The organism is Rhodanobacter sp. Soil772 (genome assembly GCF_001428385.1).
Lineage (GTDB): Bacteria > Pseudomonadota > Gammaproteobacteria > Xanthomonadales > Rhodanobacteraceae > Rhodanobacter.
In genome coordinates this window covers 1,229,653-1,247,892 of the sequence record NZ_LMSK01000001.1, presented here as the reverse complement: position 1 = coordinate 1,247,892, position 18,240 = coordinate 1,229,653, and the positions used below count along the sequence as shown (strand labels likewise).

General features: G+C 68.9%; 20 protein-coding genes. 12 read left to right on the top strand and 8 right to left on the bottom strand.

From position 1 onward, the window contains the following. Positions 1 to 3: 3 nt before the first annotated feature. Both ASG75_RS05860 and ASG75_RS05855 read right to left on the bottom strand, forming a co-directional pair. A complete protein-coding gene (locus ASG75_RS05860; RefSeq protein WP_056386561.1) occupies positions 4 to 1,845 on the bottom strand; it encodes a 3'-5' exonuclease in 1,842 nt (613 codons plus the stop codon). Between the two features lie 114 nt (positions 1,846 to 1,959). After that, positions 1,960 to 2,883, bottom strand: a complete 924-nt coding sequence (locus ASG75_RS05855) for an oxygenase MpaB family protein (protein WP_056386559.1) — start codon at positions 2,881 to 2,883, stop codon at positions 1,960 to 1,962. Between the two features lie 235 nt (positions 2,884 to 3,118). On the opposite strand from ASG75_RS05855, the gene ASG75_RS05850 reads away from it, so the two are divergent. After that, positions 3,119 to 4,204, top strand: a complete 1,086-nt coding sequence (locus ASG75_RS05850) for a 3-deoxy-7-phosphoheptulonate synthase (RefSeq protein ID WP_056386557.1) — start codon at positions 3,119 to 3,121, stop codon at positions 4,202 to 4,204. 1 nt (position 4,205) lies between these two features. Here ASG75_RS05850 and ASG75_RS05845 read toward each other — a convergent pair whose 3' ends face one another. After that, positions 4,206 to 4,631 (bottom strand): OsmC family protein, encoded by a 426-nt coding sequence (locus ASG75_RS05845; protein WP_056386555.1) that lies wholly within the window; start codon positions 4,629 to 4,631, stop codon positions 4,206 to 4,208. 147 nt (positions 4,632 to 4,778) lie between these two features. Here ASG75_RS05845 and ASG75_RS05840 point away from each other — a divergent pair, with 147 nt between their 5' ends. The 7 genes from ASG75_RS05840 (at position 4,779) to ASG75_RS05810 (ending at position 9,003) form a co-directional block, all read left to right on the top strand. Continuing rightward, complete coding sequence (locus tag ASG75_RS05840) at positions 4,779 to 5,054, top strand: GNAT family N-acetyltransferase (RefSeq protein WP_056386553.1); 276 nt, start codon at positions 4,779 to 4,781, stop codon at positions 5,052 to 5,054. A gap of 21 nt (positions 5,055 to 5,075) precedes the next feature. Beyond that, on the top strand, positions 5,076 to 5,768 hold the full coding sequence (locus tag ASG75_RS05835) for a DUF1345 domain-containing protein (protein WP_056386551.1): 693 nt from the start codon (positions 5,076 to 5,078) through the stop codon (positions 5,766 to 5,768). 10 nt (positions 5,769 to 5,778) lie between these two features. Beyond that, positions 5,779 to 6,861, top strand: a complete 1,083-nt coding sequence (locus tag ASG75_RS05830; protein WP_056386549.1) for a nitronate monooxygenase — start codon at positions 5,779 to 5,781, stop codon at positions 6,859 to 6,861. Positions 6,862 to 6,967: 106 nt separating this feature from the next. Continuing rightward, positions 6,968 to 7,354 (top strand): ribosome silencing factor, encoded by a 387-nt coding sequence (gene rsfS, locus ASG75_RS05825; RefSeq protein ID WP_082547502.1) that lies wholly within the window; start codon positions 6,968 to 6,970, stop codon positions 7,352 to 7,354. Positions 7,355 to 7,463: 109 nt separating this feature from the next. Further along, positions 7,464 to 7,934, top strand: coding sequence for a 23S rRNA (pseudouridine(1915)-N(3))-methyltransferase RlmH (gene rlmH / locus ASG75_RS05820; protein ID WP_056386545.1), 471 nt, complete (start codon positions 7,464 to 7,466; stop codon positions 7,932 to 7,934). 20 nt (positions 7,935 to 7,954) lie between these two features. Next, positions 7,955 to 8,404, top strand: a complete 450-nt coding sequence (locus ASG75_RS05815; RefSeq protein WP_056386543.1) for a GNAT family N-acetyltransferase — start codon at positions 7,955 to 7,957, stop codon at positions 8,402 to 8,404. 23 nt (positions 8,405 to 8,427) lie between these two features. After that, the gene (locus tag ASG75_RS05810; RefSeq protein WP_056386541.1) at positions 8,428 to 9,003 is read left to right on the top strand and encodes a Maf family protein; all 576 of its coding nucleotides are present in this window, start codon (positions 8,428 to 8,430) and stop codon (positions 9,001 to 9,003) included. Here the strand turns inward: ASG75_RS05810 and ASG75_RS05805 are convergent. Further along, positions 8,987 to 9,808 (bottom strand): type II CAAX endopeptidase family protein, encoded by an 822-nt coding sequence (locus ASG75_RS05805; protein ID WP_056386539.1) that lies wholly within the window; start codon positions 9,806 to 9,808, stop codon positions 8,987 to 8,989. The two genes, ASG75_RS05810 and ASG75_RS05805, sit on opposite strands and share 17 nt — an antisense overlap. A 185-nt stretch (positions 9,809 to 9,993) precedes the next feature. Here ASG75_RS05805 and ASG75_RS05800 point away from each other — a divergent pair, with 185 nt between their 5' ends. Further along, complete coding sequence (locus tag ASG75_RS05800) at positions 9,994 to 10,770, top strand: class I SAM-dependent methyltransferase (RefSeq protein ID WP_056386537.1); 777 nt, start codon at positions 9,994 to 9,996, stop codon at positions 10,768 to 10,770. A 24-nt stretch (positions 10,771 to 10,794) separates the two neighbouring features. Here ASG75_RS05800 and ASG75_RS05795 read toward each other — a convergent pair whose 3' ends face one another. Then, positions 10,795 to 11,187 carry an MAPEG family protein gene (locus ASG75_RS05795; protein WP_056386534.1) on the bottom strand — a complete coding sequence of 131 codons (393 nt, stop codon included), beginning with the start codon at positions 11,185 to 11,187 and terminating at the stop codon, positions 10,795 to 10,797. 120 nt (positions 11,188 to 11,307) lie between these two features. Here ASG75_RS05795 and ASG75_RS05790 point away from each other — a divergent pair, with 120 nt between their 5' ends. Both ASG75_RS05790 and ASG75_RS05785 read left to right on the top strand, forming a co-directional pair. After that, positions 11,308 to 12,168, top strand: a complete 861-nt coding sequence (locus tag ASG75_RS05790) for a neutral zinc metallopeptidase (protein ID WP_056386532.1) — start codon at positions 11,308 to 11,310, stop codon at positions 12,166 to 12,168. 166 nt (positions 12,169 to 12,334) lie between these two features. Further along, positions 12,335 to 12,721: a YkgJ family cysteine cluster protein gene (locus ASG75_RS05785; protein WP_056386530.1), complete on the top strand. Its 387-nt coding sequence runs from the start codon at positions 12,335 to 12,337 to the stop codon at positions 12,719 to 12,721. Between the two features lie 18 nt (positions 12,722 to 12,739). Here ASG75_RS05785 and ASG75_RS05780 read toward each other — a convergent pair whose 3' ends face one another. The 3 genes from ASG75_RS05780 to ASG75_RS05770 all read right to left on the bottom strand — a co-directional run bounded on the left by ASG75_RS05780 (position 12,740) and on the right by ASG75_RS05770 (position 17,176). Next, a complete protein-coding gene (locus ASG75_RS05780) occupies positions 12,740 to 13,522 on the bottom strand; it encodes a class III extradiol ring-cleavage dioxygenase (protein WP_056387068.1) in 783 nt (260 codons plus the stop codon). Between the two features lie 111 nt (positions 13,523 to 13,633). Continuing rightward, entirely contained in the window at positions 13,634 to 15,250 is a 1,617-nt protein-coding gene (locus ASG75_RS05775) for a sulfotransferase (RefSeq protein ID WP_056386529.1), read from the bottom strand. 81 nt (positions 15,251 to 15,331) lie between these two features. Continuing rightward, positions 15,332 to 17,176 carry a DEAD/DEAH box helicase gene (locus ASG75_RS05770; protein ID WP_056386527.1) on the bottom strand — a complete coding sequence of 615 codons (1,845 nt, stop codon included), beginning with the start codon at positions 17,174 to 17,176 and terminating at the stop codon, positions 15,332 to 15,334. A gap of 156 nt (positions 17,177 to 17,332) precedes the next feature. Between ASG75_RS05770 and fghA the strand changes: the two genes are divergently transcribed. Next, positions 17,333 to 18,181, top strand: coding sequence for an S-formylglutathione hydrolase (gene fghA / locus ASG75_RS05765; protein ID WP_056386525.1), 849 nt, complete (start codon positions 17,333 to 17,335; stop codon positions 18,179 to 18,181). The last annotated feature ends 59 nt before the right edge of the window (positions 18,182 to 18,240 follow it).

Genomic DNA, 18,240 nt, shown 5'->3' with positions numbered 1-18,240 from the left:
GGCTCAGGCGCCGGCCAGCTGCGCCGTCACGTCGTTGATCGAGGCGCGGATGCGGGCGCTGAACACCGAATCCTCGTGATGGATCAGCAGCAGGTGCTCGGTGGCGCGGGTCATCGCCACGTAGAGCAGGCGCGCCTCGTCGGCTTCGGACTGACCTTCCTTGGGCAGGCCGCCGATCCCCGGGATGATCACGAACGGGAACTCCAGACCTTTGCTCGAGTGCATGGTCACCAGCTTGACGCTGTCCCCGACCACGAACAGGGTTTGCTTGCCGGTGTTGTCGGCGAGGCGACTGGGAATGTCCAGGCGCTTGAGCACGTCGTGCAGCTTTTCGCCCTCCCACTGGTTGCGGTAGATCACCGCCATGTCGGAGTACGGACGGCCATGCGCATGTTCGTCGCGCAGCCGGGCGATCAGTACATCCATCTGTGCGCGGGCGGTGTCGGTGCGCACCAGTTCGGGCACGGCGCCGCGCCGGCCGGCGCTTTCCGGCGCGATCAACGGCACGCCGTCGCCGTCGGCATCGTCGCTGCGCGAGGCCAGCAGGTCCTGCGCGAAGGTGCGCGCGACCGAGAGGATTTCCAGCGTGTTGCGGTAGTTGAGCTTGAGGATGGTGGTGCGGCCCTGCGCCTGCACGCCGAGGCTTTTCCAGCTGATTTTCCGGCGATTCGGATTGCCGTAGATGTTCTGCGCGTCGTCGTACAGCACCAGCAGCGAGTTGGTGTGCGGGTCGATCATCTGCACGATCAGCTTGTACCAGTCCGGCTCGAAGTCGTGGCCTTCATCGACCAGCACGGCGCCGTACTGCGCGCGCGGAATCCGGCCTCGGTCCACGCCGGCGATCACCGCCGGCGGCAGGGCGTCGATAAAGGCCTTGCCGCTGCCCGCTGGCAGGGGTTCGTTGTAGGCCACCAGCATCTTGCGGCACCACTTGTGGAAGTTGTAGACCTGCACCTTCTCGCCGAGACCGCGCTCGCCGATCAGCTGTTCCAGTCGCGCCGCCAGCGTCTTGTTGTAGCAAAGCACCAGAATGGGCTTGCCCATTTCGCGCGCCAGTTGCATCGCGCGGAAGCCGAGGATCATCGTCTTGCCGGAACCGGCGACGCCGTGGATGACCCGATGCTCGCCGCCGATCGAGCGCGCCAGTTGCTCCTGCTGCGCGTCCATCACCTTGATCAGGTCGGGAATCTCCAGCGGCCGCACGGCGGCGTCGGTGGGGCCGAACAGGCCGAACAGGCCGAACTGGCCGCTGCCGGCTTCCACGCGCAACTCGGGGAACAGGTGCCAGCGCACGCGGTCGATCTGCGGCAAGGTGAGCGCCACCGGATACACCTGCGGGAACATCGCCCACAGCCGCTCCTGGAACGCCTCGGCCTCGACCGTCTCGTACAGCTCGTCGCGGCAGATCACCAGGTGCTCGGGCAGTACCTCGCCCAGCGCGCCCTCGTCGAACTGCTTGCGGGTGATGTTCGCCAGCACCACGCCCCATCCCCACGGCATGATCAGCTTGCCGGCGTAGCGCGAGCCATCGGGGTGGCGCAGCGCGGGGTCGCGCTCCAGCACCACGCCGATCTCCAGTGCGTAGGCGCGTGCCTGCAGCAGCGGGTTGTTCTCCTTCACCAGGCCGCGCTCGGTGACCAGGGTGAACTGGGTGCTGTCGGCGTGGCGGATGGTGTCGGCCTTCCAGTCCTTCACCTCCAGCACCAGCAGGCCGCGGCGCGGGTGGAACACCACGAAGTCCGGGTGGCGCTGTTTCAGCCCGACCGGTACGTCGTACCACAGCAGGTAGTCGTCCTCGAGCTTCTGTTCGAGTCGCTCGGAAACGCGTTTCTCGCCGCCGGTCATCCGCGGCAGGCAGCTGTTGCGGGTGGGAATGAGTGTTGCCACGAGAACCCCTGACTGAGCTTGCCCGTCGACGTTAGCCGATGGAGCGGGGCTGTCAATGCCGCGCCGGGCTTGCTAGCCCCAGTGCTGCAATTGCTCCGGTGGCATGTCCACGCGCCGGCAGGCGCGGCTGGCGATGCCGTCCTTCAACGCGGCGCGAAATACCGGCGCGACCGACCACAGCGCGTGCGCCGCCAGCCGCGCCTGGCGCTGCCGGTGCGGCGTGTGGCCCAGCATCCGGATCGCCCAGTCCGGCAGTAAGGCGTGACCGGCGAGCAGAAACAGGTCGCGCGAGAGGCTGGCCGCCGGTACCGGCAGGCGCACCTGTCCCAGCAGGCCGAGCACCACGCGCGAGCGTTCGGTGAAAGCCAGTTCGGGCTGGATGCGCCGGAAGTACTCGGTCACCTCGCGTTCGGACGCGGGCACGTCGCGCGCGCCGAGCGCCTCGGCGATCCGCCGCACTTCGTCGTAGTAGCGGTCGGCCGCACCGGCCGGCATCGCGATGTGGCTGTAGCGGCGGTAGCCGTGCAGGAAGCAGTACGCCTCGCTGACGTGGACCCAGGTCAGCAGGTCGGGGTCGTCTGCCGAGTACGGACGACCATCTTCCCCATGGCCGGTGATGTGCGCGTGGATCTGCCGCACGTGCTCGATCAGCGCCTCGGCCTGCGCGCGCGGCGCGTAGGTGGTGCCGCCGACGAAGGCGGTGGTGCGACGCAGCCGGCCGAGCAGGTCGCCGCGGAAGTTGGAGTGGTCCCATACCCCGGCCAGCGCCAGCGGGTGCAGGGTCTGCAGGGTCAGTGCGGCGAGGCCGCCGGCCAGCATGCCGGGGAAGTCCGAGTGCACGCGCCAGGTCGCGCTGTGCGGCCCGAACAGGCCGGGATCGCCGTGCGGATGGTCGTAGTCGACGCTGCCAGTATCGGCGCGCGGGAAGGCCTTGAGCACCCAGCGGCGGATCGGTTCGCGGGCAGGGCGGGTCAGCAGGTCGAGGGGCGAAGGCATGCCGTCAGTCTAGCCTCCTGCCGGCCGGGAGTTTGATTTGGACGTCCATTGTGTTATCTATGTCGGCATGCATTCCGCCACCGCCCGCCTGTATTTCTGGTTTTACGGCTATCCGAAGCCAACGGCGGCGGCGCGGGCGCGATCGTTTTGAACTGATCGACACAACCACACCGAACCGCCACCACAGGGCGGTTTTTTTATGGCCGCCGCCTGAAAATCCTCCAGGAGAGCTGCCATGCACACCACCGACGACTTGCGCATCCGCGCCATCACCCGCCTCAGCACACCGGCCGAGGTGATGCGCGACTGCGCCATCAGCGACGCGGCAATGGCCACCGTCGATGCCTCGCGGCAGGCACTGCACGGCATTCTCACCGGCAGCGACGACCGCCTCGCGGTGGTGATCGGGCCATGCTCGATCCACAACACCCACGCCGCGCTGGAGTACGCCGGCCGGCTGGCGCCGCTGCGCCGCGAGCTCGGCGATGCGCTGGAGATCGTGATGCGGGTGTACTTCGAGAAGCCGCGCACCACGGTCGGCTGGAAAGGGCTGATCAACGACCCCGACCTCGACGGCAGTTTCCGGATCGACAAGGGGCTGCGCATCGCCCGCGGCCTGCTGCGCGACATCAATGCGCTGGGTGTGCCGGCCGGTTGCGAATTCCTCGACATGATCACGCCGCAGTACATCGCCGACCTGGTGGCGTGGGGCGCGATCGGCGCGCGCACCACCGAAAGCCAGGTGCATCGCGAGCTGGCCTCGGGGCTGTCCTGCCCGGTCGGTTTCAAGAACGGCACCGACGGCAACGTGAAGATCGCGGTGGACGCGGTGCAGGCCGCGTCGCAGCCGCATCATTTCATGGCGGTGACCAAGGACGGCCAGGCTGCCGTCGCCACCACCAGCGGCAATGGCGACTGCCACGTGATCCTGCGTGGCGGCAAGGCGCCGAACTACGATGCGGCCAGCGTCGACGCCGCCTGTGCCGCGATCGGCAAGGCCGGCCTGCAGGTCGGGGTGATGATCGACGTCAGCCACGCCAACAGCGGCAAGAATCCGGAGAACCAGCCGCGGGTGGTCGAGGACCTCGCCGTGCGGATCGCCGCCGGCGAGCGGCGCATCCTCGGCGTGATGGTGGAAAGCCACCTGCTCGGCGGCCGCCAGGAACTGCAACCCGGCCAGCCGCTGCGTTACGGCCAGAGCATCACCGACGGCTGCCTCGACTGGGACAGCTCGGTGCAGGTGCTGCAGCGACTGGCACAGGCGGTGCGCCAGCGGCGCCGGGCCGCGGCCCCCGTGCTCCGTGCGGAGGCTGCCGCCTGAATCAGCTTTCCAGCCGGGCATCCAGCGTGATCGTGGCCTTCAGCACCTTGGACACCGGGCAGGCCAGCTTGGTCGCCTGCGCAATGCTGTCGAACGTGGCCGCGTCGATGCGTGGCACCTTGGCCCGGCAAGTCAGTTCCACCGTGGTGATGGTGAAGCCGTCGCCGTCCTTGGCCAGGGTCACCGTCGCCTTGGTGTCGATGCCGTCGGCGGTGAAGCCGGCGTTGCCCAGTCCCAGCGAAAGCGCCATCGAATAGCAGCCGGCGTGCGCCGCCGCGATCAGTTCCTCCGGGTTGGTGCCGGGGCCGTCTTCGAAGCGCGACTTGAAGCCGTACGGCGACTCGTGCAGTACGCCGGTGTCGGTCGACATCGTGCCCTGTCCATCCTTGATGCTGCCGGACCAGTGTGCGGATGCGGATCGTTTCATGGGATTCTCCTGTGGGGTGGTGCAGACAAGAGCCCACGGTGCCCGACGGCGCATGCAGCCGGCGCGAACGAACCGGCATCCCGACTTCACGCCCGGCTGCCCCCACACGTCGTATGCTTGTGAATCGTCTTCCGATCGGGAGTTTGCATGCCGCTCGCCATCCGGCACGACCGCGTCGCCCGTCGCTTCGAAGCCCGCGTGGAAGACATGCCGTGCCTGCTCGACTACACCCTGGACGCCGGCGTGATGACGATCACCCACACCGAAGTGCCGGCCGCGGTCGGCGGGCGCGGCATTGCCGCCGCGCTGGTGCAGCAGGCGCTGACGACGGCGCGCGCCGAAGGCTGGAAGGTGGTGCCGGCCTGCTCGTATGCTGCGGTGTGGATGCAGCGGCATCCGGAATACCACGACCTGCTCGGTTGAAACCCTGACGCGGAGGCATGCATGGACGAATCATCGGAGCGCTCGGGTGAGCGCGCGGCGCGGCGTCGCGGCTGGCGGCCATGGCGCTTCGTGAAGGGGCGCCCGTGGACGGTCCTGTCGCTGCTCATCTTCCTCGTCGCGATGGCACTGCTGCTGCATGCCGGCTTGCGCGTGGCCAATGCGGTGCTGCTGGGTTTCGACCTAGCCGCGCTGGTGTTCCTGGGCATCTTCGCGCGCCTGTTCAACCAGGCCACGCCGAGTCGCATGCGCAGCCAGGCGCAGGCGCTGGATACCGGGCGCTGGGGCGTGCTGTGGGGCGGCGTGCTGGTTTCGGCGGTGGTGCTGGCGGCGCTGGGCAACGAGCTGCATGCGGCCAGAGGCGGCGGCCTGCCGGAACTCGCGGTCGGCGTGCTGAGCGTGGTGCTCAGCTGGCTGTTCCTCAACGTGATGTTCGCGGTCCACTACGCGCATGGCTACTACGGCGATTTCGGCGAGAAGCACGCCGGCCTGGAATTTCCCGACACGCCCGAGCCGGACTACTGGGATTTCGCCTACTTCTCGATCGTGATCGGCATGACCTTCCAGGTCTCGGACGTGCAGATCACCAGCAAATACCTGCGCCGCGTGGTCCTGCTGCACAGCGTGATCGCGTTCTTCTTCAACGTGTTCATCATCGCGATCACGGTGAACATCGTGGCCGGGCAGAGCGGCTAGGTAGCGCCGCGTGAGCACGTCCTTCGCCCACCGGCTTGGCATCGAACACCCGCTGATCCAGGCGCCGATGTCCGGTTCGACGCCGCCGGCGCTGGTGGCGGCGGTGTCGAATGCCGGTGGGCTGGGTTCGCTCGGCGCCGGTTACCTGGAGCCGGCGGCGATCATCGCGCAGGCGGCGCAGATCCGTGAGCTCAGCACCCAGCCCTACGCGATCGGCCTGTTCGTGCTGCCGGACGAATTCGAGGCCGACATGGCAGCGGTGGCGAAGGCACGCGCGCAGCTCGATGCGCTGATGGCGCACGAAGGCCTCGACGTGCGCACCAGCCTGCCGCCGCGCTGGGCGCCGCGTTTCTCCGAGCAGTTCGCCGCGCTGTGCGAGGCGCGTCCCGCGGCGGCGATCTTCGCGTTCGGCGTGATCAGCCCCGTACAACTGCACGAGCTGCACCGGCGCGACATCTATGTGATCGGCACCGCCACCACGGTGGCCGAAGCGCGCGCCTGGGCCGATGCCGGTGCCGACGCGGTGTCCATGCAAGGCGCCGAGGCTGGCGGCCATCGCGGCAGCTTTCTGCACGAGGCCGGGGACGCGATGATCGGCCTGTTCGCGCTGCTGCCGCTGGCCGCGCGCGCGATGACGACACTTGTGCGGGATGTTCCGGTGATCGCCGCCGGCGGCATCATGGATGGCCGCGGCATGCTGGCCGCGGAAGTGCTCGGCGCGGCGGCCAGCCAGCTCGGCACCGCCTTCCTCACCTGCCCGGAATGCTCGGCCGCCGAGGCGTGGAAGCGGGACCTGCCGCAGGCCGAGGAACACCGCGTCACCACCATCCGCGGCTTCTCCGGTCGCGCCGCCCGCGGCCTGCGCAACCGCTTCGTCGAGGCCATGCCGCAAGCGGCCGCTGGCCTGCCGTATCCGGTGCTGAACGCGCTCACTGCGCCGTTGCGCCGTGCTGCTGCCGAAGCCGGGCGCGGCGACCTGTTGTCCGAATGGTGCGGCCAGGCTGCCGGCCTGGTGCGCCCGCAACCCGCCGCCGAACTGGTGGCGCGGCTGATGCACGAATACCGGCTGGCCAGGCGCTCGCTGGCACATTGAACCGCCGCGCTGCGGGCCGACCGCGCCTTGACGTGCCGTTGCGGTTGGGCGGTTATACTGCGCCCGCGCCATATTGCGCTGCGATCCCGCATCGAGGCCCATCCTCTTGAGCACAGCCCGCACCAACAAGGCCGTTACCACGGCCACCCTGCGCAAGTCGGTCATCGACGCGCTCGAAGAACTGAAGGCCAAGGACGTGCGCGAGATCGACGTCCGCGGCAAGACCTCCATCGCCGACCTGCTGGTGATTGCCTCGGGCACCTCGGCACGCCACGTCAAATCCATCGCCGACGAAGTGGGCAAGTTCGCCAAGAAGGCGGGCGTGATGCCGCTGGGCGTGGAAGGCGAGCAGGAAGGCGAATGGGTGCTGGTCGATCTGGGCGACGTGATCGTCCACGTGATGCTGCCGCGCATCCGCGAGTTCTATGGCCTGGAGCGGCTGTGGACGGTGGGTGACCACGGGCACGAAATCGACGCTGCGCAAGCGAGCTGAATTTCGTGTGGGGTGCGTCGCAAGAGTGGCCCCTCACCTCAGTCCTCTCCCCGCAGGGGAGAGGAAGCGAACGCGGCGCCGCGCGCGTGTTATTTCATAAGAGCGGACCATGCGTGCGCGCCTGATCGCGGTCGGTGAACGCATGCCCGGCTGGGTGGCGGAAGGCTTTGCCGAATACCGCAAGCGGCTGTCGCACGAGTTGCCGCTGGAACTGATCGAACTGAAGCCCGGCAACCGCGGCAAGGGCCGCGACGATGCGCGGGCGATCCAGGACGAGGGGGTCGCGATCCTGGCGGCGTTGCCGCACGATAGCCATGTGGTCGCGTTGGATGGTCGCGGCAAAACCTGGTCCAGCGAGGAACTGGCCGAACAGCTGGCGAAGTGGCGCATGGCCGGGCGCGACTTGGCGTTCCTGATCGGCGGCCCGGACGGCCACGCGCCCGAGGTGCTGGCGCGCGCCGACCAGCGCTGGTCGCTGGGCCCGCTGACCCTGCCGCACATGCTGGTGCGGCTGGTGCTGGCCGAACAGCTGTATCGCGCCACCACGATCATGACCGGCCACCCTTACCATCGCGCCTGACGCCCAACGGAGTCTCCGCCATGTCCTTCCAGATCCGCCAAGCCACGATCCTCGACCTCGACACGCTGGCGCCGCTGTTCGACGGCTACCGCCAGTTTTATGGCCAGCCGGCGGACCTGGCACGGGCGCGAGATTTCCTGGCGGAGCGTTTCCGCCACCACGAGTCGCTGATCCTGCTGGCGCGGGACGAGCATGGCGCGGGACTCGGTTTCACCCAGCTGTATCCGCTGTTCTCCTCGGTGCGCACCGTGCGCACCTGGTTGCTCAACGACCTGTTCGTGGCCGCGCAGGCCCGGCGTCAGGGCGTGGCCGCGGGGTTGCTTCGCGCGGCGGCGGAGCATGCGCATGCGCTGGGCGCGGCCAGTCTGTCGCTGTCCACCGCGCTGGACAACGCACCGGCGCAGGCGCTGTACGAATCGCTGGGCTGGCAGCGCGACCGGCAGTTCTGCGAGTACAGCCTGACGCTGTGAATTTCCCCCGAAGCGGAATCCCGATGCTTTACCTTGCCTCGCAGTCGCCGCGCCGGCGCCAGCTGCTGGAACAGCTCGGCGTGGACTTCGCCGTGCTCGATGTCGACGTGCCCGAACGGCGCGCGCCGGGCGAATCGCCGCCGGACTATGTGAGCCGGGTGGCGCGCGACAAGGCGAGCGCCGGACTGGCCGCGTTGGCGCACACGGGCGATGCGCTGGTGCTCGGCGCGGACACCGAGGTCGTACTGGACGACGAGGTATTCGGCAAACCGCAGGATGCCGCCGCTGCGGCCGCGATGTTGCGCCGGCTGTCGGGGCGCACGCATGCGGTGATCTCGGCGGTATGGCTGGTCGGCGCGACCGGCGAGCAGTGCGAAGTCTGCGTGTCGCAGGTGCGTTTTGCCACGCTGGACGAGCCGGCCATCGCTGCCTACGTGGCCACCGGCGAGCCATTCGGCAAGGCCGGCGCGTATGCGATCCAGGGCCGCGGCGCGACGATGGTCGAGCACCTCGACGGCAGTTATTCCGGAGTGATGGGCTTACCGCTGTTCGAGACGGCGCGACTGCTGCGTCGTGGTGGAATCAGCCCGGCGGATTGATCGCCACGAACCAGGCGGCGACGGCCAGCAGGTTGTTGACCCCATGCGCCAGCACTGCCGGCCAGATGGAACCCGAACGCAGCCGCAACCCGGCCAGCAGCAACGCCAGCAGGATCAGGTTCGGCAGCGCGTACCACTGGTATTGCAGTCCCGGCAGATGGACCAGCGCAAACAGCAGCGAGCTGCCGGCCACCGCCCAGCCGACATGCACGCGCTTCATCAGAGCCGACAGCAGCACGCCGCGGAACAGCAGCTCTTCCACCAGCGGCCCCACGCACACCACCACCAGCACCAGCGGAATGCGCAGCCCCAGCGGCGTGTTGCTTCCGATCTGCTGGATGTCCTGGGTCACCGTGTGGCCGTGGGCCAGCCACTGGGTCAGCAGCGAGCCCAGGATCGGCGCCGCCAGCCCGGCCGCCACCGCCAATGCAAAGAACAGCAGGTGGCGCGGCGGCGTGAAACCGAAACCCGGCGGCTGTGCCAGCGACCACAGCGCTGGCCATGTGCGGCGTGCCAGCCACAGGGTCAGCGGCGCGGCCACGCCAAGCGAGAGAATCGCCACCAGCGCCTGCGTGGCGGGTTGCGCCAGGGTCGTGCGGATCGCGGCGTCGATGCCTGGCCCGGTGGGACTGAGGGCCGCCATCACCCCGAGCGCCAGCGCGAACGCGATGCCGACCGCGAGCTGCAGCACGAAGTAGGTGGCGATGATTCCTGCGCTGGCTCGCAGGCCGGGCGCGGATCGGCCGGTCTCCGGCAGGGAGAGCACCGGCGGCAAGGGCGGAACCTCGGTGCAGCTGATGTCCATGCGGCAAGCGTACCTGTGGCAGCGAATGGCGAAAGCGGACGCCGCGGGCGGCATGTGCGGCCTCCACGCTAGTGCCTTGCAGGCCGCTTGCGCAATCCTGCCGACCGGCATGGCGGCAGGCATTCGCTTGCAGCGCAAGACCATCCCGGTACCATCGGCCTGCAGACGATCACAGGGGAGTGTCGATGACTACCGATTTCGGCAGGACTGCCAGCGATTACGCGCGCCATCGGGCCGGGTTTCCGGATGCCTTCTTCGAGCGCCTGTTCGCCGACGGCAGCGTGCGCAAGGGTAGCCTCGTTCTCGACCTGGGCACCGGCACCGGCACGGTCGCCCGCGGCCTGGCCGTGCGCGGCTGCGAGGTGACCGGGCTGGATCATTCCGCGCCGCTGCTGGCGCAAGCCGCGGAGATGGACCGGGCCGCCGGCGTGCAGGTGAAGCAGGTGCGTGCGCGGGTCGAGAATGTCGACTTCGCGCCGGCCTCGTTCGACGCGATCACCGCCGGCCAGTGCTGGCACTGGTTCGACCGGCCGCGCACGGCGGCCCTGGTACGCAAGTGGCTGCGGCCGGGCGGGCGGCTGCTGATCGCGCATTTCGACTGGGTACCGCTGGCCGGCAACATGGTGCAGGACACCGAACGGCTGATCCTCACCTACAACCCGGCCTGGACCCTGCACAGCGGCAGCGGCCTGTATCCGGCGTGGCTGAAGGACGTGGCCGAAGCCGGCTTCAGCGACTTGCGTACCTACTCGTTCGACCTGGACATACCGTACAGCCACGCGGACTGGCGCGGCCGCATCCGTGCCAGTGCCGGCATCGGCGCCACCCTGGACGAAGCGAAGGTGCAGCGCTTCGATGCCGAACTGGCCGACATGCTGGCCGCCCACCATGCAGCCGAGCCGATGGCGGTGCCGCATCGCGTGTGGGTATTGAGCGCGATCGCTCCCGGCCTGCTGGTCTGAGAGCGTCGAGCAGGCTCCGAGCGCTCAGCCGACCAGCATGGCCCGGCCGACGCCGATGCAGGCCAGCACCAGCAGCGCCGCCCAGCCGGACATGCCGACCACATAGCCGGGGCCACGTTTGGTGGGATCCTTCAGGTAGGCCAGCGCGTACCACACGCGGCCGACGATCCAGACCAGCCCCGCCACGCCGGCCCAGCCGCTGAAGCCGTAACTCGCCGCCAGCCACAGCGTGGGCAGGAACATCACCGTGTTTTCCAGGGTGTTCATCTGCACCCGGTAGGCGCGCTCGAACGCCGGGTCGCCGCTGGTGGCCGGCGCCTTGATGCCGTACTTGCCACGGGCGTGACCGACGGCCCACATGGTGCCGAACTGCAGCAGCACGGTGAGCAGGGTGACCAGGGCGGGCAGGTGAGTCATGCTGGATCCTCGATAAAGACGCCCACTTTAGCGGTAGCGCGTGCTTGGCGTCGCCGCGATCGACGCGTTATCGTCGCCACGCGGCATCGGGGCGCGTGCATCAGTCAACGAGGGGTTCCTATGGATTGGCGAAAAGGCGGCAGCAGCAGCAATGTCGAGGTCGACAGCGGCGGTGGTGGCGGTCCGCGTTTCGGTGGTGGTGGCCGCATGGGTCTGGGCGGCCTGATCGTGCTGGCGCTGCTGGGCTGGATCTTCTTCAAGAATCCGCTGGCGCTGCTGGACCAGAGCGGCGGCCTGCCGGGCGCGCCGACGCAAAACAGCGCGCCGGCCCAGGTCGATCCCGAGCAGCAGGCCTTCGTCAGCGCGATCCTGCATTCGACCGAGCAGAGCTGGGGCGAGATCTTCCAGGCGCACGGCGCGACCTACGTCGAGCCCAAGCTGCACCTGTTCAGCGGCGGCGTGAACACGGCCTGCGGCGGCGCCACCACGGCGGTGGGCCCGTTCTATTGCCCGGGCGACCAGAAGGTGTACCTGGACCTGGCGTTCTTCCAGCAGTTGCAGGACGAACTGCACTCCTCCGGCGACTTCGCCCGCGCCTACGTGATCGCGCACGAGGTCGGCCATCACGTGCAGAAGCTGACCGGCGTGTTCGACAAGGTCGACGAGGCGCGTCGTCGCGGTACGCCGATGGACGGCGCCGACGGTCTGTCGGTGCGGCAGGAACTGCAGGCGGATTGCTACGCGGGCGTGTGGGCAAATCACAGCCAGCAAAGCCTGCAATGGTTGCAGCCGGGTGACATCGAAGAAGCCCTGAACGCGGCCAGCCACATCGGCGACGACGCGTTGCAGCAGCAGGCGCAGGGCCGCGTGCGACCGGATACGTTCACCCACGGCACCTCGGCGCAGCGGGTGAAGTGGTTCAAGGCCGGCTTCGGCAGCGGCGACATCGCCCAGTGCAACACCTTCGCCGGCGAACCATGAGCAATCAAGCTGGCAGTCGCAAAGCGATTGCCAGCTTTCCAATTTCCTCCCCTGCTCGGCAGGGGAGGGCAAGGGAGGGGTAGCTCTTGCCTCCGCTGCTGCGCAACGGATCCCCGCTGCTCTAGAATTCGCGTTCTGCGCGCCTCGGGGCGCCCCGGTCGCTTCGATGGAACATCCCTGCTTGCGTTGCGGTGCCTGCTGCGCGTTCTTTCGCGTGGCGTTTCATTGGTCGGAGGCGGAAGCCTTCCTTGGCGGCAAGGTGCCGCCGGAGCTGACCGAAAAGCTGGATCCGCACCGCCTGGCGATGCGCGGCACCAACGCCGCGCAGCCGCGCTGCGTGGCCTTGCACGGCACAGTGGGTGAAGCGGCGCATTGCGGCATCTACCCGCAGCGGCCGTCGGTGTGCCGCGAAGTGCAACCGTCGTGGGAGTTCGGCGCGGTCAGCCCGCAGTGCGACAAGGCGCGCCTGGCGCATGGCATGTCCGTGTTGACGCCGGGGGACTGGCTCGACCCGTTCGATGCCGGTGAGCCGCCGCTGCCGCAGAGCGCCTGAGCGGCGCTGCTGCCTGCTTCAATCGAAGCGATAGATGTCCATCGCCAGGAAACCCATGTCGATGCCGGCGTCGATCCGTTGCGCATGGGCGTCCGCGCCGGCGGCGCCGAGCGCCACGAACAGCGGCAGCAGGTGCTCGTCGGTGGGATGGGCGCGTTCGGCGAACGGTGCCTGGCGGCGATAGTCGAGCAGGGCGTCGACGTCAGCGGTGGCGAGTTTGTGCTCGATCCACTCGATGAACGGCTTCACGTACGGCGCCTGCCGCTCGTCGCTGTAGCCGGCGGCGAAGTCGTGCAGGTTGTGGGTGATGCTGCCCGAGCCGATCACCAGCACGCCCTCCTCGCGCAACGGCGCCAGCGCCTGGCCGAGAGCGTACTGATGCGCGGGGCCGAGTTCGGGCTGGATCGAGACCGGCACTACCGGGATGTCGGCCGCCGGATACAACAGATGCAGCGGCACCCACGCGCCGTGGTCGAGCCCGCGTTCGGGATTGATGGTCGACGCCAGGTTCGCTTGGCCCAGCAAGCGGGCGACGCGTTCGGCCAGTGCCGGTGCGCCGGGTGCGGGGTAGCGCATCTGGTACAGCGGTGCGGGAAAGCCGCCGAAGTCGTGGATGGTTTCCGGCATCGCCGCGGCGCCGACCTGCGGCCGGCGCGACAGCCAGTGCGCGCTGGCCAGCACGATGGCCTTGGGACGCGGCAGCACGGCGGCCAGCTCGGCCAGCCGCTGGCCGGTGAGGCCGGGCTGCAGCGCGGTCATCGGCGAACCGTGCGAGATATACAGGCTGGGCAGGGTAGTCACGCGCGTCGCTCCGTTGAAATCCATCCTGCCATGATGAGGGCGTGGCGGCGGTTTGCGAGCGTCTGCACGGGGAACGCTGCGTTGCCCGCGCCGAACGACCGGCGTTGGCTTCTACCGGCCGGGCATCGGCAGGCCGAGGCCCAGGCGCAGCGGATCGAGCAGGGCGCCATAGTGGCCGGCACGCGCGGTGTCGTGCTGCAGCGGCTGGCGCACCTGCGCCGCGCTGGCGGTGCGCACGCTGCGCTTCGCGTGGTGGTAGTCGAGGCAGGCTGAGTTGAACGGCAAGCCGCAGAACGCCAGTAGCGCGCGGATCTCACCCTCCGGCTCGGCCAGCAACGCCTCGTAGCGCTGGGCGCGGATGCGCTGCGGGGCGGCCGCCTGCCACGCGCCCATGATCCGCTCGTAGTCGCGGATGTAGGCGGCGATGTCGGTCAGCGTGCAGGCGAAATGCGGCAGCCGGTAGAACTGCTGCTTGTAGCAGGACCAGCCGGCCTCCAGCGCGTCGCGTCGCGCGTCGATGATGCGCGCGCCGGGCAGCATCGCGCCGAGCACGCCGCCGAGCAGCCAGTTCGACGGCAGCTTGTCGGTATGTCGCGGCTTGTGCCGGCGCCAGCGCGCAGTGCGTTCCAGGTAACGACGCCCGAGCCGCTGCCAGTCGTCGGCCGTTGCCGCGGCGATCCATTGCAGCAGCGGCTGGCGACGGCGGGTGGATTCCTCGCCGAGCACCTGTTCCAGATCCGGCAGTTCGCTGGCGCCTTCGACGTCGGGATGGGCGGCGAGGATCTGCTCGAACAGGGTGGAGCCGGAGCGCGGCAGGCCGACGATGAAGATCACTTCGTGGCCCAGGGCCGGATCCGTCGGTGCCGGCAGCCGGGCCGAAGCGGCGAACAGGGCATCGGCGTGCGCATGGAACGCGTCGGCGTTCCACGGATGGAGCTGGCGCAGCTCGGCGTTGGCCTGGCTCAGTGCGGCGAAGGCCTGCTCGTAACGACCCTGGTCTTCGCACACCTTGCCCAGCGCGAAACCCATCGCGATGCGGTCGGCGGCGCCGAGTCCAGGCTGGTGCAAGGCGGTCGCCAGCCGCTCGCGGTCGCGTTCGGACAGCGGCCGCGTCTTCATGTTCGCCAGCCCGCGCCAGGCGTCGCCGCAGGCCGGATGCAGCGCCAGCGCGGCGCGATAGCGCGCATCCGCTTCGTCGAAGCGGCCGGCATGCACCAGCGCATCGCCGAGCAGGATCAAGGCGGGCAGGAAGTCCGGCGCCAGCGCGTGTGCCTGCTGCAGTGCCTCGATCGCTGCCGCGGTGTCGCCGTGCAATTGCAGGTTGCGGCCGAGGTTGAACCACGGCATCGGCGCTTGCGGTGCCAGTGTGCAGGCCTGCCGCCAGCTGGCGAAGGCCGCGTCCAGTTCGCCGGCGGCCTGCTGCACGTTGCCCAGGTCGGAATGGGCCAGTACGTAGTCGGGCCATTGCGCGATCGCCTGTTGCAGCGCCGCCTTCGCCTCGGCATGGCGGTGCGCGCGGGCGTGCAGGATGGCGTAGAGGCGCAGCGCCTCGGGATGTCCCGGCGTCATCGCAAGGACGGCGTCCAGTGCCTGCGTGGCGGTAGCCTCGGCGCCGTCGCGGATCGCATGTGCCGCTGCCTGCATTTGCTGCATGGCCGCCGGCGCGAGCCCGTCGAGTCGCGGCTCGGCGCCGCTGGGCGGGCGGTGTTCGGCAATGGGGCTGGACATGCGGCGGGTTCGTGGCGACGACGATCCCGCCGATGTTACGTCGTCGCGCCGTTGCTTATCGAGCGGCGCGACGCAGGGCGCTTACTTGCGCCGCGGCGGCTTGGCGCCGCCGGGCCGCGGCTTGAAGCTGCCGGGCTTCTTGAAACCGCCCGGCTTGTGCGCCGGCGGTGCGCTGGTGCCGGTGTCGCTGCCGTCCCACTCGTGGATGCGCAACTGCTGCTGCACCACCCACACCTTCTTCAGGTGCTCGAACACTTCCTTCGGCATGCCGTCGGGCAGATCGATCAGGCTGTAGTGGTCGCGGATGCTGAGGCGGCCGATGAACTGGCTGTCCAGGCCGGCCTCATTCGCGATCGCGCCGATGATGTTGCCCGGCTTCACGCCGTGCTCGTGGCCGACCTCGACGCGATAAGTGCGCTTGCCTTCCTCGGTAGCGTGCGCACGCACCGGGCGGTGGCCGAACTCGCGCGGCGGCGCGCTCTCTGGCGCGTGCGGCTTGTGCTCGCGCGGGGCGCGGGCGGGTGTGCCTTCGCGCTCGCGTGGTTTGTGTTCGCGCGCGGCCGGCTCGTACTTCTCGCGCTTCGGCGGCGGCGCCAGCAGCAGCGGCTGGTCGCCCTGGGCGATGCGCGCCAGCGCGGCGGCGATCTCGATCGCCGGCACGTTGTGCTCCTGCTCGTACTGCTCGATCAGCTGCTGGAACTGGCCCAGCTCGCCCTGCGCCAGCATGTCGCTGATGCGCTGCTTGAACTTGCCGATGCGCACGTCGTTGACCACCTCGACCGACGGCAGCTGCATCTGCTCGATCGGCTGCTTGGTGGCGCGCTCGATCGCGTTCAGCATGCCCCGCTCGCGCGGGCTGACGAACAGGATCGCCTCGCCGCTGCGCCCGGCACGGCCGGTGCGGCCGATGCGGTGCACGTAGCTTTCCGTGTCGTACGGAATGTCGTAGTTCAGCACGTGGCTGATCCGGTCCACGTCGAGGCCGCGCGCGGCCACGTCGGTGGCCACGAGAATGTCCAGCTTGCCGTCCTTCAGTTGCTGGATCACCCGCTCGCGCTGCGGCTGGGCGATGTCGCCGTTGATCGCGGCGGCGGCCAGGCCGCGCGCCTGCAGCTTGCCGGCCAGCTCGTCGGTGGCCTGCTTGGTGCGCGCGAAGATGATCATCGCGTCGTACGGCTCGGCTTCCAGGATGCGCGTCAGTGCATCGAGCTTGTGCATGCCGCTGACGAACCAGTAGCGCTGGTGAATGTTCGGCGTGGTGGTGGCGGAGGACTTGATGATGACCTCGACCGGATCCTTCAGATGCCGCTGCGCGATCTTGCGGATCACCGTGGGCATGGTCGCCGAGAACAGCGCGACCTGACGCTCCGGCGGGGTTGCGTGCAACACCTTCTCGACGTCGTCGATGAAGCCCATGCGCAGCATCTCGTCGGCTTCGTCGAGCACCAGGTACTTCAGCTCGGACAGGTCCAGCGTGCCCTTGTCCAGATGATCGATCACGCGACCGGGCGTGCCGACCACGACGTGCACGCCGCGCTTCAGCGAATGCAGCTGCGGGCCGTAACTCTGGCCGCCGTAGATCGGCAGCACCTGGAAACCGGGGATGTGTGCGGCGTAGCGCTGGAATGCCTCGGCCACCTGGATCGCCAGTTCGCGCGTGGGCGCCAGCACCAGCGCCTGCGGCTTGCCGGCGCGCGGACTGATCCGCGACAGGATCGGCAGCGCGAACGCGGCGGTCTTGCCGGTGCCGGTCTGCGCCTGGCCGAGCACGTCGCGGCCTTCCAGCAGTGGCGGGATGGTGGCGGCCTGGATCGGTGAGGGCGATTCGTAGCCGACATCGGCCAGTACGCGCAGAACGTCGGGATGCAGCGCGAGTGCGCCAAAACCGGACGGAACCGGGGCGTGGTCGGAGACGGGGGATGACATGGGAACCTCGGAACAGAAGGCAGCGCCGGGAATGCGACGCGCAGATCGTGGATTCTACCAGTCTCCACGCCTGCGCGTGGCAGTTCTTGCTGAACGCGAAAATGATGGCCGTGCGGTTATCCTTCGCGCTGCCTTGCCAGAGGGCCGAGGACCACGATGGGCATGCTCGAAACGATCTCCGAACAGCGCCTGCACGGCGGCGTGCAAGGCGTTTACCGTCACCACTCGAATGCCTGTGCCGGCCCCATGCGCTTTGCCGTGTACCAGCCGCCGCAGGCCACCCGGCAGTTGTGCCCGGTGCTGTATTTCCTGGCCGGGCTGACCTGCACCGAGGAAACCGCCACGATCAAGGCCGGCGCGCAGCGGTTGGCGGCCGAGCTGGGCCTGGTGCTGGTGATGCCCGACACCAGCCCGCGCGGCACCGGCATCGACGGCGCCACCGGCGACTGGGAGTTCGGCGAAGGCGCGGGCTTCTACGTCGACGCCACGGCGGCGCCGTGGTCGGCGCATTTCCGCATGCACAGCTACGTAGCGGACGAATTGCCCGCGCTGATCGCCGCGCAGTTTCCGGTGGACACGGCACTCAGCAGCATCTGCGGCCATTCGATGGGCGGCCATGGCGCGTTGACCCTCGCCCTGAAATACCCGAAACGCTACCGTTCGGTGTCGGCGTTCGCGCCGATCGTGGCGCCCAGCCAGGTGCCGTGGGGCAGGAAGGCATTGCCGCGCTATCTCGGCGACGATCCGGCGGCCTGGGCCGACTACGACGCCTGCGAGTTGGTACGGCGGCAGACCTTCGGCGGCACGATCCTGATCGACCAGGGCGAGGCCGACCCGTTCCTCGAAGCCCAACTGAAGCCGGAGCTGTTCGACCAGGCCTGCGCCGAGGCAGGGCAGCCGTTGCTGCTGCGCCGGCACGCCGGCTACGACCACAGCTACTGGTTCATCACCAGCTTCATCGACGATCACCTGCGCCATCACGCGACGGCGCTGGGCCTGCTCTGAATTTTCGGGCGTCCGAAACAAATGTGGCGGCCCTCGGGCCGCCACATTCGGTGTCATTC